The 22,347-nt window shown below is 46.4% G+C and carries 24 protein-coding genes; 6 read left to right on the plus strand and 18 right to left on the minus strand.

The genetic code is table 11. The features are described 5' to 3' along the window. Positions 1-18 precede the first annotated feature (18 nt). The 6 genes from sufU to ACR1R9_RS17825 form a co-directional block, all read right to left on the minus strand. Positions 19-450 (minus strand): Fe-S cluster assembly sulfur transfer protein SufU, encoded by a 432-nt coding sequence (gene sufU, locus ACR1R9_RS17800; protein ID WP_063564289.1) that lies wholly within the window; start codon positions 448-450, stop codon positions 19-21. Then, positions 440-1,660 (minus strand): cysteine desulfurase, encoded by a 1,221-nt coding sequence (locus ACR1R9_RS17805; RefSeq protein WP_099854758.1) that lies wholly within the window; start codon positions 1,658-1,660, stop codon positions 440-442. Before ACR1R9_RS17805 ends, sufU begins: the two co-directional genes overlap by 11 nt. Then, on the minus strand, positions 1,657-2,961 hold the full coding sequence (gene sufD / locus ACR1R9_RS17810; protein ID WP_099854760.1) for a Fe-S cluster assembly protein SufD: 1,305 nt from the start codon (positions 2,959-2,961) through the stop codon (positions 1,657-1,659). Before sufD ends, ACR1R9_RS17805 begins: the two co-directional genes overlap by 4 nt. A gap of 24 nt (positions 2,962-2,985) precedes the next feature. After that, a complete protein-coding gene (gene sufC / locus ACR1R9_RS17815) occupies positions 2,986-3,765 on the minus strand; it encodes a Fe-S cluster assembly ATPase SufC (protein WP_062320002.1) in 780 nt (259 codons plus the stop codon). A 371-nt stretch (positions 3,766-4,136) separates the two neighbouring features. Beyond that, entirely contained in the window at positions 4,137-4,712 is a 576-nt protein-coding gene (locus ACR1R9_RS17820; protein ID WP_099854762.1) for a DUF1802 family protein, read from the minus strand. A gap of 125 nt (positions 4,713-4,837) precedes the next feature. Further along, positions 4,838-5,299: a Dps family protein gene (locus ACR1R9_RS17825; RefSeq protein WP_433923087.1), complete on the minus strand. Its 462-nt coding sequence runs from the start codon at positions 5,297-5,299 to the stop codon at positions 4,838-4,840. 299 nt (positions 5,300-5,598) lie between these two features. On the opposite strand from ACR1R9_RS17825, the gene mtnK reads away from it, so the two are divergent. Further along, on the plus strand, positions 5,599-6,816 hold the full coding sequence (mtnK, locus tag ACR1R9_RS17830) for an S-methyl-5-thioribose kinase (RefSeq protein WP_433923086.1): 1,218 nt from the start codon (positions 5,599-5,601) through the stop codon (positions 6,814-6,816). Between the two features lie 44 nt (positions 6,817-6,860). Further along, on the plus strand, positions 6,861-7,934 hold the full coding sequence (mtnA, locus tag ACR1R9_RS17835) for an S-methyl-5-thioribose-1-phosphate isomerase (RefSeq protein ID WP_099854766.1): 1,074 nt from the start codon (positions 6,861-6,863) through the stop codon (positions 7,932-7,934). A gap of 103 nt (positions 7,935-8,037) precedes the next feature. Here mtnA and ACR1R9_RS17840 read toward each other — a convergent pair whose 3' ends face one another. After that, positions 8,038-8,340, minus strand: a complete 303-nt coding sequence (locus ACR1R9_RS17840) for a YunC family protein (RefSeq protein ID WP_017689545.1) — start codon at positions 8,338-8,340, stop codon at positions 8,038-8,040. 231 nt (positions 8,341-8,571) lie between these two features. On the opposite strand from ACR1R9_RS17840, the gene ACR1R9_RS17845 reads away from it, so the two are divergent. After that, the gene (locus tag ACR1R9_RS17845; protein WP_076289860.1) at positions 8,572-9,150 is read left to right on the plus strand and encodes a hypothetical protein; all 579 of its coding nucleotides are present in this window, start codon (positions 8,572-8,574) and stop codon (positions 9,148-9,150) included. A 149-nt stretch (positions 9,151-9,299) separates the two neighbouring features. Here ACR1R9_RS17845 and ACR1R9_RS17850 read toward each other — a convergent pair whose 3' ends face one another. After that, a complete protein-coding gene (locus ACR1R9_RS17850; protein ID WP_433923085.1) occupies positions 9,300-9,686 on the minus strand; it encodes a DUF423 domain-containing protein in 387 nt (128 codons plus the stop codon). A gap of 278 nt (positions 9,687-9,964) precedes the next feature. Here ACR1R9_RS17850 and ACR1R9_RS17855 point away from each other — a divergent pair, with 278 nt between their 5' ends. Together ACR1R9_RS17855 and ACR1R9_RS17860 are read left to right on the plus strand one after the other, a co-directional pair. Next, positions 9,965-10,441 (plus strand): hypothetical protein, encoded by a 477-nt coding sequence (locus tag ACR1R9_RS17855; protein WP_083678944.1) that lies wholly within the window; start codon positions 9,965-9,967, stop codon positions 10,439-10,441. 96 nt (positions 10,442-10,537) lie between these two features. Continuing rightward, a complete protein-coding gene (locus ACR1R9_RS17860) occupies positions 10,538-11,386 on the plus strand; it encodes a DegV family protein (RefSeq protein WP_076289862.1) in 849 nt (282 codons plus the stop codon). Positions 11,387-11,468: 82 nt separating this feature from the next. On the opposite strand, the gene pdaA is transcribed toward ACR1R9_RS17860, so the two are convergent. Continuing rightward, positions 11,469-12,248, minus strand: a complete 780-nt coding sequence (gene pdaA / locus ACR1R9_RS17865; protein WP_433923084.1) for a delta-lactam-biosynthetic de-N-acetylase — start codon at positions 12,246-12,248, stop codon at positions 11,469-11,471. Between the two features lie 156 nt (positions 12,249-12,404). Beyond that, positions 12,405-12,803, minus strand: coding sequence for a hypothetical protein (locus tag ACR1R9_RS17870; protein WP_053780509.1), 399 nt, complete (start codon positions 12,801-12,803; stop codon positions 12,405-12,407). Between the two features lie 148 nt (positions 12,804-12,951). Here ACR1R9_RS17870 and cysC point away from each other — a divergent pair, with 148 nt between their 5' ends. Further along, on the plus strand, positions 12,952-13,590 hold the full coding sequence (gene cysC, locus ACR1R9_RS17875; protein ID WP_099854795.1) for an adenylyl-sulfate kinase: 639 nt from the start codon (positions 12,952-12,954) through the stop codon (positions 13,588-13,590). A gap of 109 nt (positions 13,591-13,699) precedes the next feature. On the opposite strand, the gene ACR1R9_RS17880 is transcribed toward cysC, so the two are convergent. The 8 genes from ACR1R9_RS17880 to ACR1R9_RS17915 all read right to left on the minus strand — a co-directional run bounded on the left by ACR1R9_RS17880 (position 13,700) and on the right by ACR1R9_RS17915 (position 22,070). Further along, positions 13,700-15,601: an ABC transporter ATP-binding protein gene (locus ACR1R9_RS17880; protein ID WP_433948925.1), complete on the minus strand. Its 1,902-nt coding sequence runs from the start codon at positions 15,599-15,601 to the stop codon at positions 13,700-13,702. Positions 15,602-15,604: 3 nt separating this feature from the next. Continuing rightward, entirely contained in the window at positions 15,605-16,801 is a 1,197-nt protein-coding gene (locus ACR1R9_RS17885) for a nucleotidyltransferase domain-containing protein (protein ID WP_433923083.1), read from the minus strand. After that, a complete protein-coding gene (locus tag ACR1R9_RS17890; protein WP_433923082.1) occupies positions 16,785-17,267 on the minus strand; it encodes a lasso peptide biosynthesis B2 protein in 483 nt (160 codons plus the stop codon). The genes ACR1R9_RS17885 and ACR1R9_RS17890 overlap by 17 nt, the downstream gene beginning before the upstream one ends. 3 nt (positions 17,268-17,270) lie before the next feature. Continuing rightward, positions 17,271-17,570 (minus strand): lasso peptide biosynthesis PqqD family chaperone, encoded by a 300-nt coding sequence (locus ACR1R9_RS17895; RefSeq protein WP_063564273.1) that lies wholly within the window; start codon positions 17,568-17,570, stop codon positions 17,271-17,273. Beyond that, positions 17,567-18,514, minus strand: a complete 948-nt coding sequence (locus ACR1R9_RS17900; RefSeq protein WP_083678947.1) for a hypothetical protein — start codon at positions 18,512-18,514, stop codon at positions 17,567-17,569. The genes ACR1R9_RS17895 and ACR1R9_RS17900 overlap by 4 nt, the downstream gene beginning before the upstream one ends. Positions 18,515-18,658: 144 nt before the next feature. Beyond that, positions 18,659-18,796 (minus strand): paeninodin family lasso peptide, encoded by a 138-nt coding sequence (locus tag ACR1R9_RS17905; RefSeq protein WP_175383968.1) that lies wholly within the window; start codon positions 18,794-18,796, stop codon positions 18,659-18,661. Positions 18,797-18,873: 77 nt separating this feature from the next. Further along, the gene (locus ACR1R9_RS17910; RefSeq protein ID WP_099854805.1) at positions 18,874-20,805 is read right to left on the minus strand and encodes an asparagine synthase-related protein; all 1,932 of its coding nucleotides are present in this window, start codon (positions 20,803-20,805) and stop codon (positions 18,874-18,876) included. Continuing rightward, complete coding sequence (locus ACR1R9_RS17915; RefSeq protein WP_175383967.1) at positions 20,802-22,070, minus strand: sulfotransferase family protein; 1,269 nt, start codon at positions 22,068-22,070, stop codon at positions 20,802-20,804. Before ACR1R9_RS17915 ends, ACR1R9_RS17910 begins: the two co-directional genes overlap by 4 nt. Positions 22,071-22,347 lie beyond the last annotated feature (277 nt).

Genomic DNA, 22,347 nt, shown 5'->3' on the forward strand with positions numbered 1-22,347 from the left:
TGCTCTACCTCCCTATCGTTATTGTACATTGTCCTCTTCGTCAATTCCTTTGCGTAGTGCATTCCAGGCCAATGTGGCACATTTGATGCGTGCAGGGAACTTGTTCACACCGGATAGGGCTTCGAGATCTTCATAATCGTCGAAATCGACTTCTTCCCCTTTCATCAGTGAGGAGAAACGGTTAGCCATGTCGAGTGCCTGATCCATCGTTTTGCCTTTGACTGCCTCCGTCATCATTGATGCCGAGGACATGCTGATGGAACAACCTTCCCCCGTATACTTGGCTTCCTGAACGATTCCGTCTTTCAGCAAAAGTTGCAGTGAAATCCGGTCGCCGCACGTTGGATTGTTCAAATTCACCGTGACAGCTTCATTATCAAACGTTCCGCGGTTCCGCGGGTTTTTGTAGTGGTCCATTATGACACGCCGGTACAGATCATCAAGTTGCATCGCCAAAATACTCCTTTGTCTGGATTAAGGCGCTGACAAGCCGGTCCACATCTTGTTCGTTATTATATAGATAGAAACTGGCACGAGCTGTTGAACTGACTTCAAGCCAGCGCATCAGCGGTTGGCAACAGTGGTGTCCGGCACGAATGGCTACTCCACTCGCATCCAGCACAGTTGCCACATCATGTGGGTGTACATCACCGAGGTTAAATGTAACCACTCCAACATGACGCTTGGCTGGTCCATAAATGGTCAGTCCGTCAATCTCGGCCATACGTTCCGTTGCATAAGCTGCCAGCACACTTTCATGATGAGCAATCTCATCCATGCCAATCTGCTCCAGGAAATCGATAGCAGCGCCCAATCCAACCGCACCTGCGATAATCGGCGTTCCGCCTTCAAATTTCCAAGGAAGCTCTTTCCAATTGGATTCATAGAGACCCACATCATCAATCATTTCACCGCCGAACTCAACCGGCTCCATGGACTCCAGCAGCGCCTTTTTGCCGTAAAGTGCACCGATCCCGGTTGGTCCGCACATTTTATGGCCGGATAATGCGTAGAAATCACAGTCCAGATCCTGCACATCCACCTTCATGTGCGGTGTGCTCTGTGCGCCATCCACAACAATGACAGCACCTTTGCGGTGTGCAATTTCAGCGATTTGTTTTACCGGATGAACAACACCCATAACATTGGATACATAAGCGATTGCTACAATTTTAGTATTGTTCGTAATCGTCTTCTCCACATCAGCCAAATCAATGTTGCCATCCGGCTGAAGCGGAATGTATTTCAGTGTCGCACCCGTTTCTTTGGCTACCTGCTGCCATGGAATCAGATTGCTATGGTGTTCCATCTGCGTAATAACAATTTCGTCGCCTTCTTTGCAAACTGAGCGTCCGTAGGACGAAGCCACCAAATTCAGAGCGGTCGTTGTCCCACGGGTAAAAATAATCTCCTGTGTGCGGCGTGCGTTGATAAACTTGGCAACCTTTTCACGTGCGCCTTCATAAGCATCCGTTGCACGGCTTCCAAGCGTATGAACACCACGATGCACATTGGAGTTCTCATATTCATAATAATGTTTAATCGCTTCGATTACAGCCAGCGGCTTCTGGGAAGTCGCTGCGTTATCTAGGTATACGAGCGGGTGTCCGTTGATTTCCTGGTGGAGGATCGGGAACTGCTCGCGGATAGCCGGGTTCATTGTCCCAGTTTCCGTTCGATGAGAGACTGCAATTGGGTACGCAGTGCTTCCAGAGGAATATCCGCCACCACCGGAGCCAGGAAGCCGTAAATGATCAGGCGTTCCGCATCCGTACGGTTAATCCCGCGCGACATCAAGTAATGAATTTGCTCCACATTGACTTGACCTACAGAAGCCGCGTGACCTGCTGTTACATCATCCTCATCAATGAGAAGGATTGGGTTGGCGTCTCCACGTGCTTTCGGGCTCAGCATCAGTACTTTCTCTGTTTGCTGTCCGTCCGCTTTGGTAGCACCTTTCTCAATCTTCGTGATTCCGTTAATGATCGCAGAAGCCTCTTCACGCATAACTGCACGTGTAATCATCTGACTTGGCGTGTTTTTGCCAAAGTGACGAGCTTCTGTTGTGTAGTTCAGTTTTTGGGAACCGGAACCTACTGCGATCACTTTGGAATCGGAGCTTGAGCCGTTCCCTTTAAGAACCGTCATCGTGTTGCTTGCAGTATCACCGTTGTTCATCTCACCAACGATCCACTCGATCGAACCGTCGTTCTCCACCACTGCACGGCGGAAAGATACGTCAGTAACACTTGTGCTCAGTTGGTGAACTGATGCGAAACGGACTTTGGCACCAGCTTTCACGAATACTTCCACAACACCGTTATGGAACACAGGTGAAGACAGTTCGCCAGATACATAGTTATCCACATAAGTAACGGAGCTGTTGGACTCAGCAACGACAAGCACGTGTGGTGCAAATGTTGCAGTAGCATCATCTGTGAGCAGTACTGCTTGCAGCGGAACTTCAATCTCTACGTTTTTTGGAACATAGAGGAATACCCCACCGTTCCAAAGTGCTGCATGCAGTGCAGCAAGGGAATGCTCATCTGCTTTTACAGCCGTATTCAGATATGGTTTTACCAAATCGCTATGTTCGCGAACTGCTGTAGCCAGATCTGTGAAGATAACTCCTTTTGCTGCAAGATCAGCAGACAACTTGGAATATACCGTACCGGAATTACGCTGGATAACCAGACTGCCTTCCGCTTGGTCCTTAACCAGATCTTTAATGGAAGCTGGTACTTCCTCAAGGGAAGCAATCGCTTCACTAGCTTTGTATGTGCCGTACTCGCTGACATTCCAGCGTTCGATTTTTTGTTTTTCCAGTTTGGGAAGCGCAAGCCCACTTGCTAGCTTAAGGGCTTCGAGACGCTGCTCGGTCAACCAGCCGGGTTCATTGTTGCTTTCCGACAAGGCGCGAAGCGCTTCAGATTCAACCGGAAGAATTGTTTGTGTAGTCATTGATTATCCTCCTCCGTTTTGTCTTTACGCTTGACCTACAGTTTCGTCTGTGATTCCCAGCTCTTCCTTAACCCAGTCATATCCTTCAGCTTCCAGACGGTGTGCCAGTTCAGGTCCGCCAGACTTCACGATACGACCTTGCATCATTACGTGTACATAGTCAGGAGTAATGTAGTTCAACAGGCGTTGGTAGTGAGTGATGATCAGGAAGCCGCGATCTTCGCTCTTCATTGCGTTTACACCGTTTGCCACAATTTTCAGAGCATCGATATCCAGACCGGAGTCAATTTCATCGAGTACTACGATTTTTGGATCAAGCAGCATCATTTGCAGAATCTCGTTCCGTTTTTTCTCACCACCGGAGAAACCTTCATTCAGGTAACGGTGAGCAAATTCAGGATTCATATCAAGTTCTTTCATTTTACCTTCCATTTGGCGAATAAACTTGATCAGGGAGATCTCGTTACCTTCACCACGACGTGCGTTGATTGCGCTACGCAGGAAGTCGGAATTCGTTACACCAGCAATTTCACTCGGGTATTGCATAGCCAGGAACAGACCTGCACGAGCACGCTCGTCTACAGCCATATCCAGTACATCTTCACCGTCAAGTGTAATCGTACCGTCTGTTACTTCATATTTAGGGTGCCCCATAAGTGCTGAAGCCAGTGTTGATTTACCAGTTCCGTTAGGACCCATGATTGCGTGGATTTCTCCACCTTTCATTTCCAGGTTGATGCCTTTCAGGATTTCCTTACCTTCGATCGTCGCTTTCAGACCTTCAATGACGAAATTCGTAGCCATGTGTATTGTTTCCCTCCATTGATTAAATTGATGTTTACTGTCGAAAACGAAAAAGCACCTATTAATATCTGAACAGGGCTTCCCCTGAATTTCTCCTGTACTCCAATCTCCAAAGCAAGAATCACTTTAGAATAATTCTAAACTGATTCTCAATGATTATCAAGTCATTTCCTAAGAACTCTTGTCCCTTACAGGAAACATTATTCTATCTGATTCTATAATAAAAGCCAGATTGAATCAAATGACAAAACTTCTTCGTCATAAATAGACAGTGAGAAAAATCACAGGAATTCAACCTTTTATCCAATCTGCTCCTCTCAATCGAAAAAGGACCTATCCATATCATGGACAAGTCCTTCCGATAAATAACATTACATTTTGAGCGTCTCGTTAATCTTCTGTACCTGTTCGTCAAAATCCGCAACGTCCACCACCGGCGTCATTTCGCGCGGCACCGGACCATTCGGAATGGAAATCCAAGAACGGCATCCGTTGTATTCAGGTAATACGGGAATCTCCATCGGTTCCTTCAAACGGTACACTCGGAGTATCAATACGTGGAGTGGATCTTTGCGTTTCCACTTTAGGCGGTCTTCGGCAAAATCAGCAGTCCACATATGAAAGTCAAGAAGTCGATCCAGCATCTCCTGATCCTTGATCTCCAAATCCTGTGCCACTTCAGCATATGCTGTGAGACGGATCGTCGAGGCTTCAGGCACCCATTCGGCCAATGATTCCTCAACATAGAAATGATCAGAGGACTTTATCAGTTCTTTACGCTGATGTTCATAAGTCGGATACAGATAGAACGCTGGACTTTTCAACTCAAAACGTCGGGTTTCCTCCACAATCCCGCCTTTGCGCATAACCATAATCTGGCGACCCGTTTCCAGCGCTTTGATTGCGGAGGCCCATTCTTTTAATGCCGGTATCGTTGTGCCTATCATAAAGTTCTCCTCCCCAAGTCAGTCTTGTCAGCAGTATAGACGCTCGGCGTCGTCCTGACAACGTGAAAGGTGGTTAGAGTAACTTTATGGTTTATAAGCCAACGAACTCGTAAACGAGAATGGAATTAGCCCAAGAAAGAGCGCAACATCCACATATGTTTCTCCAGATCAGCCTTGAAACCTGTCAGCATATCAGAAGTTGGTTGGTCTTCTGCAGCGTCTGCCACTTCAATACCTTCCTGGTACTCGTTCGACAATGTAGCAAAATCCTCGATTAGATTCTGTACCATTGTGTTGGCATCTTCGCCACCAGCAGCCTCTTGAATGGAGGACAGCTCAAGATATTCTTTCATCGTAGCTGCTGGGCTACCTTTGAGGGTTATAATACGTTCAGCGATTTCATCCATTTGTACAGTCACTTCATTGTAGAATTCTTCGAATTTTACGTGCAGTGTGAAAAAGTTAGGTCCTTTTACATACCAGTGATAATTATGGATTTTAACATACAGGACGTTCAGGTTTGCCACCTGACGATTAAGTACTTGTTCCACCGATTTTGCTTGATCTGTTTTGTTTTTTGTAGCCATCTTAATCCCATCCTTTTATTATAAAATTAGTCTGACATTCACTATAAGCAGGGTATCCTGCCGTAAATGACAGAGATTTAACATTTCGGCACCACCAAGTGGTGGGGAGCCTTGTCGGCGGCATTTCTATCAACCGTCCGGCCTATTTGTTTTTACCCGTACACCGGAAGTTCGAAACAAGACCGGTATAGTTTGTCTCAAAAAAAGGGTACAAAATCACAGTTATTTCCGATATACTGACATATACCAAGCAAAGAAGTGGGTTTTCCTGTTTCTTCATATATATGGAGGTGGCATTCTTGTCCCAATATCACCCTTTTACACCCCAGGATGCAATCGAACTGGCCAAAACTTTACCGGGTCCGTTTGCGGCAGATGCGAATCTGGAATGTCGTGAGATCGGTGACGGCAATCTGAATTTGGTCTTCCATATCACGGATCAGAACTCCGATAAAAGTATCATTATCAAACAAGCTCTTCCTTATGCGAAAGTGGTCGGAGAATCATGGCCATTGTCTCTGGTGCGTGCCAGAATTGAACGGGAAATTCTACAGGAAGAGTATCGTCTATGTCCGGGAATGGTACCGGAAGTGTACCATTATGATGATGATCTCGCCTTAACCGTGATGGAAGACTTGAGCGATCATGTGATTATGCGTAAAGGCCTCATCGATGGCGGAACATATCCTCTTTTTGCACAACATATCGGGGAGTTCATGGCAAGAACGCTGTTTTTCACTTCAGATCTTGGTATGAACCAGCAGCTGAAGAAAGAAAAACAGGGAAGATTCGTCAATCCGGATCAATGTAAAATAACCGAAGATCTGATCTTTGATGAACCCTATCGCATTGCGGAGAAAAATAATTATGAGGCTGCCATTGAAGACGAAGCGGAAGCACTTCGTACAGATGGAGAACTCCATCTTGAAGTGGCTTTGCTGCGCGAGAAATTTCTCACCCATGGTCAAGCTCTACTTCATGGTGATTTACACACAGGCAGTATTTTTGTCACAGCTGAATCCACGAAAGTCATTGATCCCGAATTTGCCTATTTCGGTCCAATGGGATTTGATGTAGGAGCCGTGCTTGCCAATCTGCTACTCCACTACGCCTCGCTGCCAGGTCGAATCCAGGATCAGACGGCTCTTCATGAACGTGAAACGATATTGCTGGATATGGTTCGCGACGTATGGACTGAATTCGAATCCCGTTTCCGCAGCCTGTGGGCTTCAGATCTGGTTGATCCTATGGCTAAGGCGCCTGGATACGAAGATCTTTATGTACAACAATTATTCAGAGATTCTGCTGGCTTTGCGGGCGCGAAAATGGTCCGCCGTATTGTCGGACTTGCGCATGTCGCAGATATCGATACGATTGAAGATGCAACACAACGCGAACGTGCTCAGCGCAAAGCGCTGGCAATCGGTAAAGCACTCATCAAGCGTAATCGCAATCTGAATACCATTGGTGAACTTTTAGATACAGTAGCTACTGCGGTTACTTCTATTAAAGCCTAACTCAAAGAATGATACGGCTTAACTCAAGGAACGGAGGAACATCCATGACAACCCCTGAACATCAGCCTCTGTCCTCCCTTATATGGAAACAGGACAAGCTTGAAATGCTTGACCAGCGTCTGCTGCCTGAAACAATTCTGATGCTGAAACTGTACACGCCCGAAGAGGTATGGGAATCCATACACTCGATGAAAGTACGCGGTGCTCCGGCGATCGGAATTGCTGCTGCATTTGGTGTCGTGCTCGGTGCCAAGGCATATGACGGACTTGCCGTACAAGGCTGGCTCGATCATGTAAAATCCATCTGTGCTCATCTTGCCACTTCCCGTCCAACGGCTGTGAACCTGTTCTGGGCATTGGATCGTATGATGCAAAAAGCCAGTGACCTCGCTGAATCCGGTGCAAGCATCGAAGATAGCAATGCTGCTCTAGAAGCGGAAGCACTTTTGATTCAAAAAGAAGACGAAGAAGTGTGCCGCCTTATCGGTGAAAATGCTCTTCCTTTGTTCGCAGACGGTATGGGTGTGCTCACACACTGTAATGCAGGCGGACTTGCAACCGCGAAATACGGAACGGCGACTGCACCGATGTACCTCGCTCATGAGCGTGGCATCAACCTGAAAGTATTCGCAGACGAAACGCGTCCTGTCCTTCAGGGTGCACGCCTTACGGCCTTCGAACTCCAGCAAGCCGGTATTGACGTTACTCTGATCTGCGACAACATGGCTGGCATGGTGATGTCCAAAGGCTGGATTCAGGCAGTTATCGTGGGTACAGACCGCGTCGCTGCCAATGGGGATGTAGCTAATAAAATCGGAACTTACAGCGTAGCGGTCCTGGCCAAAGCGCACAACATTCCTTTCTATGTTGCCAGCCCACTGTCCACTATTGACCTGTCTACGCCATCCGGAGATCTCATTCCGATTGAGGAACGTGCTGCGGAAGAAGTAACCGAAGGATTTGGCAAACGTACGGCACCACAAGGTGTGAAAGTATTCAACCCGGCGTTTGATGTCACACCTAACGAATATGTAACGGCCATTATTACGGAAAAAGGCGTCGTTCGCGCTCCTTTCAAAGAGAATCTGGCTGCCTTGTTCGCCAAGGATGAAGCTTAATTAATAGAAGTAAGTTTGATTGTTTGATATAGGATTGGTACATGTAAATTAAAGAAAGGGCTCCCCAGTAGGGGAGCCTTTTTAATCGTCTAATATTCAGGGATTAGATCATCTTGAGCAATGCTTCTACACCCGTCATGCCAACCGTAATGCCCATGGCTTCGGCTTCTGTTGTCACCGACTCCATTGGTGCATGCAGTAGCTGTTCCAATGTGCGCACGCCAACCGCCCGAGCTGCAATAATCTTGCGATCCCCAAGCTTCTCATTAAGTAATCCCACATCGAGTGCTCCGCACATGATATATCCTTTGGATGTATTAATCGTCAATAATGTCGTTTTAGGCAGCTTTACCTCTACCCCGACCAGAACATGTTCTCCAACCACAATCGGCTCCATCGTCACCATAATTTCCCGATACACCTCCTCTTTCACAGGTCACGATAATTGTATGCCTCATTCTGGATAGCCGTGTGGACACCTGCGGAAAAGGATTGGAAATGCATATGGTTTTACTTGAATGATCCTAATTGCATCGCTCATTTTCTATGTCTCCAGCACTATGATTATTGCCTTTTTAATGATATAGTGTATTGAAGCATGTTTTTGCTGACATATCTTTTAACGGGGCTGGGATGAATGAAAGAAACCTTATCCAACGAAGAAGAAATCGGCTTTTTATTCAATGTCGATATTCTTATTAAGAGCCGCTCGAATGCATTGGCACTGCAGTCCCTGTTGGAGTTCATAAACAAAGAGGAACAAATTGCGGACTTCCGGATTCAATCCGGCATAGAGCTTGGCAAAATTATTGAAGTGACACTGCAGTCCAAAAAGGACTCATTCGCCTTTCTTCATAAAGAAAGAAAAAAATCACAATCCAATGCAAGACAGAAGAACTCTTCACCAAATCAAGCGACGGCTTCAACCGTTCCAGTCAAACCACCAAGTGAAATCGAAACACCTGATTCCCAGATAGCTCCTTCAACCGAAGCATCCAACACTACCAACGGAAATTCATTCGATGTATGGATTGATACCCTTATCAAAGAAAACCGTCTTACTCGGATCGTTGTGAACAACAAGAACGGCCGGCATCAGAGCATTCCATGCCGAATCTTGAATTTTGATCGGGATACCAGCATTGTAAGCGTCTACCATGTGGATGAAAAACAAGTGTATACGTTCCGAACCAATGAAATTGATGAGTTTCTCTAACTCAATGTGTATTCAATCAAAAAGCAACTTACAGGGGAATTCCACAACATTTCCCAGGCAAGTTGCTTTTTTAGGTAATCATTCATGTAACAATGAACTGCTACATCATAAGTTCTCCATAACTACGCCCAGCTATTGTAAATCCGTCATCATGAGCGATCTTTTCCCCGCTGCCATACGTCTATTGCTAATAACAACCATCCGACAATAAAGGCTACCCCGCCGATTGGCGTGATGGCTCCCAATATTTTAATACCCGAAATACTCAGTACATACAGACTGCCCGAGAATATGATAATTCCAATAAACAGCAGGCGTGCTGCCCACTTGAGCTTGGTGGACGGACCAAGCTGGCCCGCTGTAAGACCAATAATCAGCAGTGCGATTGCATGTATGATGTGGTACTGCACTCCGGTTTCATACACGGCTATGGCGTCTGCACCAATTTTTTCCTTTAACATATGTGCACCAAACGCACCAATAGCTACCGAAAGCATTGTCATTACAGCACCAAGCATCATCCATTTCCGTTGCATTTAACTTCTCTCCCTTAATTCATCTCTCAACTATTATTTTAGCGAATCCTTGCAGTGTTTACCAGCCAGCTACGATGCGAAGGCATTTATATGTCTGGTTATATATACTTTGTTGCGCTTTTGCCTCAAAATCGACGAAAACTGGCGTTAAACCTTGATTTTTATCGATTTTTATGGAAAAGTAAAAAGGAATGCCTTCATCCTCTTGATGAGAATCATAATACCCGGATTAGGTTAATTACACTCATGACCACGATTAAGGGAGGGATAACCCATTTATGGATAATCAAAATAACAAGACTAACCATCATCCTTACCAATCCAGTTCCGCTGCGGATTATTCAGATCCCAATCATGATAATCTGTTTACACCTTACCCCTCCGACCTTGAAGATCCATCCATGGGTCGATTGAAACATTCCGGGCCTGGTATTGCAAGTTTTGTGATTGGATTGGTCTCGATCATTGGTTACATGCTGACTTTAGGTATTGCCACAATGGCTATCAACAGTACAATTGGCGTCGTAACTACACCGATCCAAGTGGAAGAGATCGCATTACATCCAGCAGTTGTTCTGGCTTCTCTGGCTGTTCTGGTTTGTCTGATTCTTAATCTGGCTGGACTCATTCTCGGTGTGATCGGGCTCATTCTCAAAAATCGTAAAAAAGTCTTTGCTATCATCGGAACCATTCTCAGTGGAGTCATGATCCTGGCGTTTGCAGGGCTTATAATTGCAGGGATCTATATGATGTAAAAGCGTAACTCCGCTTCATTCTCATTCTTGAAAATGTTAACACTGATCCATATGATCTATTCTATTGCCAAATTTTCGTATCCAAAGGAGATTGACATGTCACGAATCAAAATTTTCACGGACAGCACAAGTGATCTGGCCCCAGCATGGATCCAGCAGCACGATATCGGTATCATCCCTTTATATGTCGTGTTCGGTGAGGAATCACTGAAGGACGGTGCTGAAATTAAGCCGGAGCAGCTCTATGAACGTGTAAGCAGGGATGGGCGTCTGCCCAAAACGGCAGCACCTTCACCTGCTGATTTCATGACGGCATTTCAACCTTACATAGAACAAGGGTATGATATCTTATATATCAGCTTGTCCTCTGAACTTTCATCAACTTACCAAAATGCAAGATTGGCCAGTTCCGAATTTCCAGAAGGTCGCATCTCTGTCGTGGATTCTCTGAATCTTTCTTCCGGGATTGGTCTGATGGTCATGAAGGCAGTTCATGCAGCAGAAAAAGGGCAAAGCCTGATGGAAATTACACATCTCGTTGAAGCCATCAAGCCAAATGTGCGAACGGAGTTTGTCATCGATACGTTGGAGTATCTCTATAAAGGTGGACGCTGCTCTGGCATGCAAAACCTGATTGGCAGTCTGCTAAAAATTCGCCCGGTCATTCGAGTAGCCGATGGCAAGATGTCTCCTGCCTACAAAGTCCGTGGCAAACGGGAAAAGGCGCTGGAACAAATGCTGCAAAACACACTGAACCATAAGGAACAGATCGATCGTGATCTCGTTATCGTCGTGCATACCATGGCCGAAGAAGACGCGCTTGATTTGCAAAAGTCTCTGCAGGAGCAGACTGGAGCACGAGTGGAATTAACTACGGCTGGTTGCGTTATATGTAGCCATTGTGGTCCCAAAACGATCGGTATCATTTACAACACAGTTCTATAAAAGGGCTCAAAGACCAAGCCAGAAAGGGCATCCCAAGCTACCGTAGCTCAGGATGCCCTTTTTCTATTGTAAACATGAAACATTAATAACTTTTTGTTTTCAGGTCATTTAAACTTTTGAACGAATATCCTTGCTTACGTGCCTCATCGATGATGGAAGCAAGTGCCTCCGTGTTATCCTTCGACACAGAGTGAAGCAGAATGACTGCTCCCGGATGAAGCTGTTTCAGGACTTGCTGCCGTGCATAATCTGTCCCACGCTGCACTTTGGTATCCCAATCTTTATAAGCAACAGACCAAAACACATTAACGTAACCTTGGGCGTGGCTCTCTGCAAGCGTCCGGTTGTTAAAAATGCCACGTGGTGGCCGCAAGAAGGTCGCTTGCTGTCCAGTCAACCGATTGACCTCAGATCGTACCTGATCAAGCTCTGTTCTTATTTTTTCATTGGAAACTCGGGTCATATCGGGATGGCTCCAGGAGTGGTTACCCACAATATGGCCTTCTGCCGACATTCGCTTCACCAATTCAGGCTGGTCTTTCAGATAATGTCCGGTGACAAAAAAAGCAGCTGGCACTTTTTTGTCGCGCAGAACATCCAATATAGCTGGCGTAAACCCATTTTCATAACCGTTATCAAACGTAAGATACAGCTCTTTCTGTTTTGTATCCCCCAGGAAAATGGCATCGTTATGCTGCAATATCTCCTTAAATCCTTCCTGATCAATGGAAGGCAACTGGCCGTTTTGGCTCTTTTTGAAGCCAAAATGATAAGCTCCATTTATTGGCGATGCTTCAGTATGTGCCGGTAATATACCGAACGTCAATACAGCCAGCAGCATGTAAAGAACCATTCGCTTCATTGCTATCCGCTCCTGTTCCTGAAAAATTCGGTTTGTCGTTTCCTATCACGAACACCTTCAGGTAATATGCCACAGGAACAGCTAATGTATGTAAATTCCGATTACAGATCGCTTCACATACTTATACACCATAGAGCCCAGTTCTCATTTCTCCGTTCAAAACCGTTTATTGTCTCGCTCGGGATGATGAAACAATTCAAGTAAGGTCTGAGGTTTTCCACTGGAAGCCAACCATTCTCTAACCATCTCTATTGCACGTGTCTGACCATCACCACTATCCCGCCAGGTGAGCAGCTCAATGACTTTAATAATCAGGGCAGACATATTATGATTATCATGCTCAGAGCGATCTGCGCGCAATTTATGATATAGAGCCTCCTGCTCCCAATCAAGTAAAATCTCGTCACCAATGGTAGGCTTCATCAATGTGTATGCTCTACCACACTCTGAACAGCGAACCGCACTGACCTGCTCTTGAGCAAAGATTGCCCGAATATCCTGATCACAATCCGCGCACTGAAAATATACCTGTATGTTGTGTATGTTATTGTTCATCTTGGTCTTCCTCCTGCTATGTATGTACTACATCTATACCCGAATTGTTGTTGATTCACGCTATATTCCGCCAAATTCAGAAGGTGCTATAATCTTGTAAATATGTTAAAATATTATACATATCATAAGTAGGAAGAGGCGGATACCCATGTCAAAGGAAGAGCGTAACATTACCTGGCAGCAATCCAGCTTAAACAGGCAGGACAGGGAAAAACATAATGGTCATCGCAGTCGAGCCTTATGGTTCACCGGCCTATCCGGTGCAGGAAAATCCTCGCTTGCATTTGCCCTAGAGCAGTACCTGTATGAAAAAGGGGTTCATTGTTACGTACTTGATGGGGATAACGTACGTCATGGACTGAATCGGGATCTTGGGTTCACGGCCGAGGATCGGCAAGAAAATCTGCGACGGATTGGTGAAGTATCCAAGCTGATGGTAGATGCCGGGTTATTTGTTCTTTCCGCCTTTATCTCGCCAGATGCACAAGACCGGAATATGGTTAAACAGCTCTTTGAAGCTGATGATTTCATTGAAATTTATGTTCGTTGTTCGATCGAAGAATGCGAACGCCGTGATCCGAAGGGACTTTACAAAAAGGCCCGCAGCGGTGTTATTCCACATTTCACAGGCATTTCTGCCCCTTACGATATTCCAGAAGATCCTACACTGATTATTGATACCGAAGAGCTGTCCATCGAAGAGGCCGTGCATGAAATTGTGCAGCATCTGGAACGTGTTGGTGCTTTTCAGCTGCCGCAACCTGTTAGCAATGCCATCGTTCACTAACTGCAAATGGCGATCAGATTGAATTACTTTCCTACTACACATACTTCAAAGGCGCTGCCTTTAATGGCGCGCCTTTTTGCTTTGTTCATTTCCAGATTTACAGAGAGAATTATTGCCCCACGACACCTGCCTGCATATTCAACAGTTTGCTGAACGTGCCCACCGGATCAGTAGACAATTGCTGATAACCCCCTTGTTGGATAACCCGGCCCTCATCCAATACAATCACTCGATCCGCTGTTCGAATAGTGGATAGTCGGTGTGCGATAACAATTACGGTAACATGCCCTTTCAGGCGTTCAAGAGCCTCATGAATATGCTGTTCGTTCTCACTATCCAGCGCACTTGTCGCCTCATCCAATACCAATACAGAAGGGTTCCGAAGCATGGCGCGGGCAAGCACCAAACGCTGACGTTCACCACCAGACAGGCGGATGCCCCGATCACCGATAATGGTATCCAGTCCTTGTGGAAGTTTGCGGACAAACGCTGCAGACGAAGAAAACTGTAATGCATGCCACATCTGTTCCTCACTGGCATTTGGATCAACCAGGCGCAAATTTTCACGAATACTTGTATGAAACAGAAAAGGGTCCTGAGAGACATATCCGATTGAACTTCTCCAGGCTAACAATCGATTCTCGGTTAACGGCACCCCATCCACTAAAATCTGACCACTCTCCGGACGTATGAGTCCCATAATCAGATCAATCATCGTGCTCTTCCCGGCTCCCGACTTGCCTACAATAGCCGTCATGCCTTTCGCAGGGATGGATGCATTCGCTTCGAGTAACGAGTAGGCATCACTGCCTTCGTAGCGATAATTCACATGCTGACACTCGATGGATTCCTGAAGTACCAAGGGTTCAATAATACGCACAGCGTCATCTTCCTGCTCATTCGGCTTGACCTGGGCCTTCATTCTAACGGAACGTGGACCGGGAACCGTTAACTCCTCATCATATGGTTCACCAGCATTACCCGTTTTTTCGCTAATCTCACGACTTTTCTCGGTTTCTGTCTGTAACTCTCTCACAATCTGAAACGCGGGCAGCATCGAACTCATATACTCCAGATTAGATTGAATGGACGTGAAACGTGGCCACAACCGTGAAAAGATCAGAATGATGAGCAACAAACTTGCCGGAGGGACAGCGAGCACATGCAGGGATAAATAGATAAAAGCAGCAATAATGACAGCTGCGGATATTCGATGAATCAATTGTGTGCCGCTGTTCAACTGGCTGAACTGAATCACGTTACGTTCAATTCGCCCACACATACGTTCAAACCAGCTAATATGTGATTTTTCGAGCATATTGCTCTTAATATCCTTGATACCGTTAAAGTGCTCTGTAATACCGTTATAATAGCTCTGGGAATATTCCGATGTTTGATCCCCGATCTGTTTTGCCCGTTTCACGAATTTTCTTAAGACAATAAACAATACCAATCCGCAGACCAGGACAAGGGCGGTTAATTTGGCAGACAACCAGAATGCCAGGCCGATTTGAATGCCGGTGAAGATCAAGGAAGCCGCCATTTGCAGCATAATATTCGTTCCCTGACTGACACGGGCGAGTTCGGTCGTTAATATATGATTAAAATCGGATTTTCGTTTTTGGAGAAAAAAAGACCACTGCGCCATAATGATGGCACGATAGGTTTCCATGCGCAGCGTTCGAACAAATTGCTGCTGAATTCGAGTGTTGCGAATCGTCTGAAGACGTTGTAGCCACGCCTGTCCAGAGACAATGAGGACAAAGGTCAACAATACCAGCAGCAGCCGGCCATTTTCCGGAAAACGATTTAAAAATTCTGAAATCCAGGGTAAGTGCAGACCTGTTGAACCCATTTCAAAAATACCAATAAGACTTAACATCGGAACGAGCATATATATGCCGATTCCTTCCATCAGACTGATACAGATCATGCCCAGCAGGTTCCAATACAACACTGGGCCCGTTACACGATGCAATTTCCGCATAAAAAATTGTAGTTCCAAAATCATACGTTATCCCCTCTCCGTCATCGTGTTCCTTTTGATTCGCCGCCAGAACCAGAGAAACGGACGTAACGGAAAATACAAAAAATGCAGTGAACGCGGAAGTGGTAGTTGGTCTACATCCCAGGTACTCGGATACAAACGTTCGATAAAGAAAAACAGCTTCTGCCTTGTGCTTCGCAGTGCGAACAGATAGGAACGATAACTTTTTACATCTGCCGGGCTCTCAATCATCTCATTCATGAACACTACGCCGCGTCTGGCTAATTTCTCTCCCACACGTTCGTGAGAAGACAACAAAGCTACATAATTAGCATCCAACGGGGTGTCCAGTAATACCGAAGACAGATGAAGAGCTTGTGATCCTATAGATAATCTGCCTTCTGCTTTCAGGCGTCGCTCCACTTTTTTGACATCCAGTGGCATATTGCGAATCATCTGGTCGATATCCAGTAACCAGCGCAGTCTGAACCACCCGTGTCTTGCGCCGTGCGTCACCAAATATGCCCACAGATCCTCCCTTTCCAGCATACGGACAGGCGTCTGGGTATAGGTGCTGAATCGGCTGCGTTTCCACAATAATTCAAAATCGGTTTCTCTTCCGGAGTCCGGGTTAAGCCGCCAATGGATCTCGACTTGGGTTCTTTTGACCGGGTGTTTGTAACAGATATGATGTTCCCGCCATTTCCAGCTGGAAACAGTTGGTGTTCTCTTGCCTTCCTTCGATTCATAACCAAGCGATTCAAGAATCTCTTCCGCAAACTCCACATCATCGAAGGGAATGAGAATGTCCAGATCTTTAGAGGTCCGCAAAGAAATATCTCCGTATAGATCATGTGCCAGCGCAGGCCCTTTGAGCGTAATATTCCGTATGCCTCGTTCACGAAAAGCACCACATACCTGCTCCATCTCGGCTGTCAGATGTAACATACGGAACGTATTAGTTGTATATTGCTGCCTCAGGTTCTCCACTACAAAAGCGGGAATAACCGCTGAATACAACTCTTTTATTTTCAGATATAGAACAGAGTACAGTCGATGATGATGGGCGAGCTGCAAAAAGAGCTGCCAGTCCATGTCCTTCATCCGTATTTGGGCGTCCTCAGAGGTTATTGCTGTTAGATCGCCTTTAATCATGCTCAAAATCAGCTTAAGCTCCTGCGGAAAATCCGCTGTATATTGTTCCCACTCATGTATCGTAGACAATCTCCCCAGCTCCCTTCTCAGGACACCGTTTGCCAAACACGCCGACAACCGTATATTGGTCCATTGTATCTGCTCCAGTCACAATCAATTTCCCACTTCGCAGCCATGCATGAGCCATCATTTGGCCTTGTTCATTCCGTGCAGTACCCATATATAGAGTAGTCTCCACTTTGCGGCGTTCCAGCATCTTCATCGCTGCGATTGCCATGACAAGGCAACGACTCTCCCATAATGTATACCTGCTAGCAATGAGTATAGCTTTAGAAATATTTCGTATTGTCGTCACATCACTTCGATTGAGTCCCGTCATCGGCGTTTCGTACATGGGTGTACCGAGACCAGGAGCAATCTTGGCAAAAGGCATCGCCTTTAGTATTCGTGCCCATCCAAGGTGGACATAAGCTTCCCATACCAATCCACGAATTTCACGCGGCAATGAACGATATGCTTTTATTTTTCGCAACATGGTCTACTCTCCGCGGGTAACGTCAATTAATCCTTCATGCGTCAAATGCTCTAGAAATTGTACAACCTGCTCACGGCATATGTCTGGTTCAATCTCATATTCTGAAGCTAACACTTCAACCAATTCAGTCAATGTTCGTTCTTGGCTGATTAGATCCCAGATTCGTCCACCTGTGCTGCCCAGATTATAGTACTTGCCGTTATGGATGCTCATCATGACTTTTTCCCCGCCCATGTCACTGACAAGATTGCCTTCCTTACGCAACACACGGTCTTCCCCATTCATTGGCTTCGTTGCTGTCATTGTCCCGTATACACTCCTTTGCGCGCATATTCTGTAATTCGGTCAGCCATCTCAAATGCCGTAAAATCAGAGCCTGACCTCGTGATTCTAAAAACTTCAATACCGGCAGACAGCCGTGAGACCGTCTCGAACAGCCATTGTGCCAGACCCTGTCTGGAAACAAGTCCACTACGAAATGTATGAGAGCACAACATGTGAAGGCGTTCCAATCCGGCAACCTCCTTCATTTGTACGGGTTTAAGCATCTCTTCCGGCTTCGGATCAAGTTCAAAAACAGCGGCAAGCGGAACAGGTCTATCATAAAAATAGTGCTGAACCGGTATCGCGTATTTCGTAATTTCAGCATGAACCGTTGCGTAATCCTGTTCCTTCATGCCGAATCCGTCTAGACTAGGCTGCCATAACTTTTGCTGCGGATAACCCGGTGATACGATTGCTCTTCCTCCTGCATCCCATGTCAGTGCCACGACATCATCCGTTAAGAGCGGAAAGCCGCGTGAGGCAAGTGCAGCTGATAAAGTGGATTTGCCTGCACCCGAGTGTCCAACAAATGCATAAGCCCAACCATCAATGACCACCGAACTTCCGTGCAGCGGAAGAATGCCGCGCTGCATCATAATGACGGCCATACATGTGCCCAGCACAAATAACCTAACCTTTTTGTCATCAGCTCCCGTTTGAGGGGATACCACGATGCGGCGTCCTTGTTCCATAAGAAACAGTCCCGTATCCTCGATCCGAAAAAAAAGACTGCCATTTCGGGATACAAAGTTATCGCTCCCCACATCCCACGCTTCCCACTGTGCCGCCAAATCAGCTATTTCAATGTGTACATCCGTATGGGCAGTTAGAGAATCTGTACCGCTCTGTACGATTTGGAGTTCAGGCATTGGGAATTGGCTCAACCAACGCAAGCCATACGCTTCATACTGCACAGGCAACAATGAATGACTCCTCCTTCGCAATTCTGCTTGTAAGTAAAAAAGCCCTTATATTCGCATTGCTCAATATAAGGGCGGAGGCGAAAAGTTGGAATATTGTCCTTTCCGCCCTTCTAAGTATGATGGCACATGTTAAAACTAAACAACTTAGGAAGTTGGATCGTAGAGATCAGCATCGTGGACAGTGATCCAGTCGATCTGTCTGTAACCTACTCCTGCCATCGTTTGGTTCACTTCCAATACTTCCAGTGCTGGTGCTTGCCATTCCTTTTTTTCCATTTGCATCGTGTTCACCTCCTCTCATGTGTCAACTGACCAATGAACCTGTAGCCTAGTTCATATCGCTACATCCATTAGCTACATCAGAACTTTCGAATGAATCGATACACGATCAGGCTATGCATCATCAACCGCAAGTCGGGGTGGGAAGCAAGCTCCGGCCGAGGGTTTGGAAAATTAGCAAGTGCGGACTTGATTCGCTCTGTGTTCAATATGCCAGCGACCCGGCTGTCAGAACATAACGCACGCAATTCGGCAGTAAAATCGCCCCAATTTGGAATCATGCGGTGCAACCAATCCGCGGGCTGAACACCACGCACTCGCTGGTTTAACCTAACTTTGTCAGGCAACTCAGGTGATGTAGCCCGCCGAATCAAAGCACGATCCGTCCCTTGATTAACATATTGTTCAATCGGGACTGACAGACAGAAACGGATCACTCTAGCGTCGCTCGTAGGATCACGCTCCCACGCCCGATAACGTAGAGAGCATTTGGTGGCGACAGCACCATTTTTGTTCGCAATGGCCAGATTGTTGAACTTCTCTGCCCGTACTTTGAGCGCATCTGCCTGAGCACCACCTTGCAGAACAATAATGGATTTGAGCCGTTCCAATACGCCTGTTCGTCTAGCAAACTCCGGATGGATTAATTGCACCGACGCAGCTTGGGCAGCCCCCTTTGCCATGGATTTGAACAATTCCGGATACGCTTTACGACCCGTAATTTTGGCAATTCGCGAGAACTTCATCCCGGTACGTTCACTGTACTGCTGCATTTCCCGGAGCCACCGGAACCAACGTCCGCTTTTTAGCAAACTGGCGTAATAATCTAGTGCTGGGCCCCAGGAGACCGTGAAGTTGCCCCGCGCTCCAGTCAATAGAATGCCTGCATCCTGCTGGCTCGCTTTTTCATAAAAACCACGAATCCAGAATGAATTCTCAAAGTATTTATAAGGCATTTCCATAATATCAAGCCAAGTGTCCACTTCACTAAGTGGGCTTCTACCCTCAAAATCAAGATAATTCTCCTTGATATTACCGACATGATTAACTGTAGACTGGATAAACGGGCGTTCATCTGCTAACAGTGTTTTCGATGTGTAATCCGTAAAATCAGACACCGGAACGTAGCTGTAGGCATTTAATGTTTTCCCTTGACTCCGCAGAGTTCCTGATGCATATCCAACCACAGCCCCAGAATCCAGTCCTCCGCTTAAAGCAGCAGCCACCTGTCGATGCGTTCGCAAACGCGATCCAACAGCTTGACCAAATACCTCACGGAATGCTTCTACATATTCCCCGTCGGACTTGAGCCGTAGAGGCTCCACTTCGTCCCAGCGATGATATTGCTTCTGTTCCAGCCTGCCATCCCTAAAGCTAAGCGTATGGGCAGGGGGCAGCTGGCTCACTCCCCGATAGACGGTCGAATGGATATCTGCTGAGTCATGCATGTCGGGAATGGCAAGAAATTCGGACAACCAGATTTCGTCCAATTCTTTATGTACACCTTCCAATTGCAGCAGCGGATTCATTAAGGTACAGAAGGCAAACCGCTCACCATCATGCCGAAAATAAAAGGATCTCATGCCCGTAATATCTCTGGCAGCGAAGAGTCTACGCTTGCGATCATCCCAGATTGCGAAAGCGAAATCGCCAAGCAGTTTCTCTGCCATATGTTCATCCCACCGCTGATAAGCTCGCAAGATCAGTTCACTATCCGACAATCCGGCTAACTCCGCCCTCGATATGGACAGTTGATCTGCCAGCTGCTCCCGATTATCCAAAATGGCATCCGCTGTGATAGTCAGACCACTCACTTCATCATATAAGGGCAATTGCTCGTTGACCGACTCCGGCGTAATCCACTGGGCGTGGCAGCTTAGAAAAGCTTCATTGCCTTTCCATACTCCCGTTGTATCCGCCGGAACGTGGCCCAGACTGGCATATAAGCGCCAGCTGTCCTCCCATAACGCTTGCTGACCATCGGTGTGAACAATTCCTGCTATAGCGCTCATGACTTTCCTCCCCGGAGTATCTTGCGCTGTGAAGCCCAGGCGCTTATCTGGTTCCCAAACGGAATCAAGGATTTGATACGCTGAATCTTGCTGTGAGCAGACGCAAGCTGTACCTTCAACCGTTCCCGCTCATTGTACCCTCGCTCCAGCCGATTATCGGCTGCACGTAATGCGGCTTCCAACTGCCTGATCGTTGCCAGTGCGGCCAGTGTCGGGTCAATTGCATCGGGTTCATTCGCTGCCTGATTATCCTTGTTTCCATCTGGAGTGTTGCTCGCTAGGTCTACAGGCTGCATCCGGTAACCTTGCTGCCAGCTGCTGCCCGTTGCTTCTGAGAATTGATGCGTTAACTTGGAGATGACTTCCTCATCCGGGCCAGCTTCGTAACGTACACCCGTCCATTGCTCGGCTTCTTCGAGCTGTTCACTGTAGCCCATCCGATGGAATAGATCTGTGCCTATCACCCGGCAATAGAATTCAACTTCCTGTGGATCGAGTATTTTTTTCCAGTTGTTAACAGAATCTTTATGAGCTTCCTGATGCGAGGATAGAAACGGATCACCGACACCCATACTATAGAACATATTGGACTTTGTACTGTCCACAAAGCGTCCATATTGCTCTATTCCCTCTTCATATCCGATGCCAAGAAAACCGCATAACTTTTCCATTTCGTCCCGAGGGTTGGAGACAAGTTGTTCGTACTGAACTTCATAGGCATTCGTGTGTTTGTCCGCAAAATAATCATTTAAACGGAGCATGCCCAGTGTGAGATCAACTGCTTTCATATTAAGGTTTGGACTCTGCAAGCTGCGAATCAGTTCGAATCCTTCTCCGGTATGGCGGTTTACCTTTTTGTAGGAAGCAGCTATGGCAAGGGGGTTACGCTGGAGATGAATGCGCTTGGACTGTGGAAACAGGCGATCAAGCCATTCCAGCATATAATAGTAACGAGGAGATTTATCTACGATGAAGTCTGCCCCGCTCCCCTCCAGAAATCCGTTATAGATTTCAAGAGCAAAGCTTCTGCACGCCTTCTCAAAACCTTCGTCTGAAACCATAGCGCTGTAAAACTGACGGATAATGGCACTTCCACCATAGGGGCGGGAATCAGCCTTCTGCAAATCTACAAGATTCATCAGAAACCACATCTCCTGTGTGGCAAATACACGGCTGTGGTTTTGCAGCATCACGGTGGATAGCGAACTTCCACTGCGAGGTACACATAGTAGTAAGACAAGTCCGTTACCATGAACATCTACCAATGGCAGCCTCTCCTCTGTAAAATTAAAATAAGCATGCAGTTGGTATAGCTCTTTATATCAATATCCGCTAATATTCCCATACGGGAATAGGTAAAATGGATGATGTACTTTCGACAATCTTTAGATACGATATGTATTCATGCTTTTACTCTATGATACAAAATGTATCATGTCAATCTTTTATTTTCACCTTTTCATAATATCTTTCTATCCACTCTATTCTGTTTTCTGTCGTTTAAGCACTTATACTTATTCTATGACCCTTATCATTTGTATC

Origin of the sequence: Paenibacillus taichungensis, assembly GCF_050994985.1 — a bacterium.
GTDB lineage: Bacteria > Bacillota > Bacilli > Paenibacillales > Paenibacillaceae > Paenibacillus > Paenibacillus taichungensis.

What these genes read in the sequence shown, in the direction of transcription:
- sufU (WP_063564289.1), bottom strand. Translation starts at nt 450, where the DNA reads ATGCAACTTGATGATCTGTACCGGCGTGTCATAATGGACCACTACAAA.
- ACR1R9_RS17805 (WP_099854758.1), bottom strand. Translation starts at nt 1,660, where the DNA reads ATGAACCCGGCTATCCGCGAGCAGTTCCCGATCCTCCACCAGGAAATC.
- sufD (WP_099854760.1), bottom strand. Translation starts at nt 2,961, where the DNA reads ATGACTACACAAACAATTCTTCCGGTTGAATCTGAAGCGCTTCGCGCC.
- sufC (WP_062320002.1), bottom strand. Translation starts at nt 3,765, where the DNA reads ATGGCTACGAATTTCGTCATTGAAGGTCTGAAAGCGACGATCGAAGGT.
- ACR1R9_RS17820 (WP_099854762.1), bottom strand. Translation starts at nt 4,712, where the DNA reads ATGATAGGCACAACGATACCGGCATTAAAAGAATGGGCCTCCGCAATC.
- ACR1R9_RS17825 (WP_433923087.1), bottom strand. Translation starts at nt 5,299, where the DNA reads ATGGCTACAAAAAACAAAACAGATCAAGCAAAATCGGTGGAACAAGTA.
- mtnA (WP_099854766.1), top strand. Translation starts at nt 6,861, where the DNA reads ATGACAACCCCTGAACATCAGCCTCTGTCCTCCCTTATATGGAAACAG.
- ACR1R9_RS17840 (WP_017689545.1), bottom strand. Translation starts at nt 8,340, where the DNA reads ATGGTGACGATGGAGCCGATTGTGGTTGGAGAACATGTTCTGGTCGGG.
- ACR1R9_RS17845 (WP_076289860.1), top strand. Translation starts at nt 8,572, where the DNA reads ATGAAAGAAACCTTATCCAACGAAGAAGAAATCGGCTTTTTATTCAAT.
- ACR1R9_RS17850 (WP_433923085.1), bottom strand. Translation starts at nt 9,686, where the DNA reads ATGCAACGGAAATGGATGATGCTTGGTGCTGTAATGACAATGCTTTCG.
- ACR1R9_RS17855 (WP_083678944.1), top strand. Translation starts at nt 9,965, where the DNA reads ATGGATAATCAAAATAACAAGACTAACCATCATCCTTACCAATCCAGT.
- ACR1R9_RS17860 (WP_076289862.1), top strand. Translation starts at nt 10,538, where the DNA reads ATGTCACGAATCAAAATTTTCACGGACAGCACAAGTGATCTGGCCCCA.
- pdaA (WP_433923084.1), bottom strand. Translation starts at nt 12,248, where the DNA reads ATGAAGCGAATGGTTCTTTACATGCTGCTGGCTGTATTGACGTTCGGT.
- ACR1R9_RS17870 (WP_053780509.1), bottom strand. Translation starts at nt 12,803, where the DNA reads ATGAACAATAACATACACAACATACAGGTATATTTTCAGTGCGCGGAT.
- cysC (WP_099854795.1), top strand. Translation starts at nt 12,952, where the DNA reads ATGTCAAAGGAAGAGCGTAACATTACCTGGCAGCAATCCAGCTTAAAC.
- ACR1R9_RS17880 (WP_433948925.1), bottom strand. Translation starts at nt 15,601, where the DNA reads ATGATTTTGGAACTACAATTTTTTATGCGGAAATTGCATCGTGTAACG.
- ACR1R9_RS17890 (WP_433923082.1), bottom strand. Translation starts at nt 17,267, where the DNA reads ATGTTGCGAAAAATAAAAGCATATCGTTCATTGCCGCGTGAAATTCGT.
- ACR1R9_RS17895 (WP_063564273.1), bottom strand. Translation starts at nt 17,570, where the DNA reads ATGACAGCAACGAAGCCAATGAATGGGGAAGACCGTGTGTTGCGTAAG.
- ACR1R9_RS17905 (WP_175383968.1), bottom strand. Translation starts at nt 18,796, where the DNA reads ATGCAAATGGAAAAAAAGGAATGGCAAGCACCAGCACTGGAAGTATTG.
- ACR1R9_RS17910 (WP_099854805.1), bottom strand. Translation starts at nt 20,805, where the DNA reads ATGAGCGCTATAGCAGGAATTGTTCACACCGATGGTCAGCAAGCGTTA.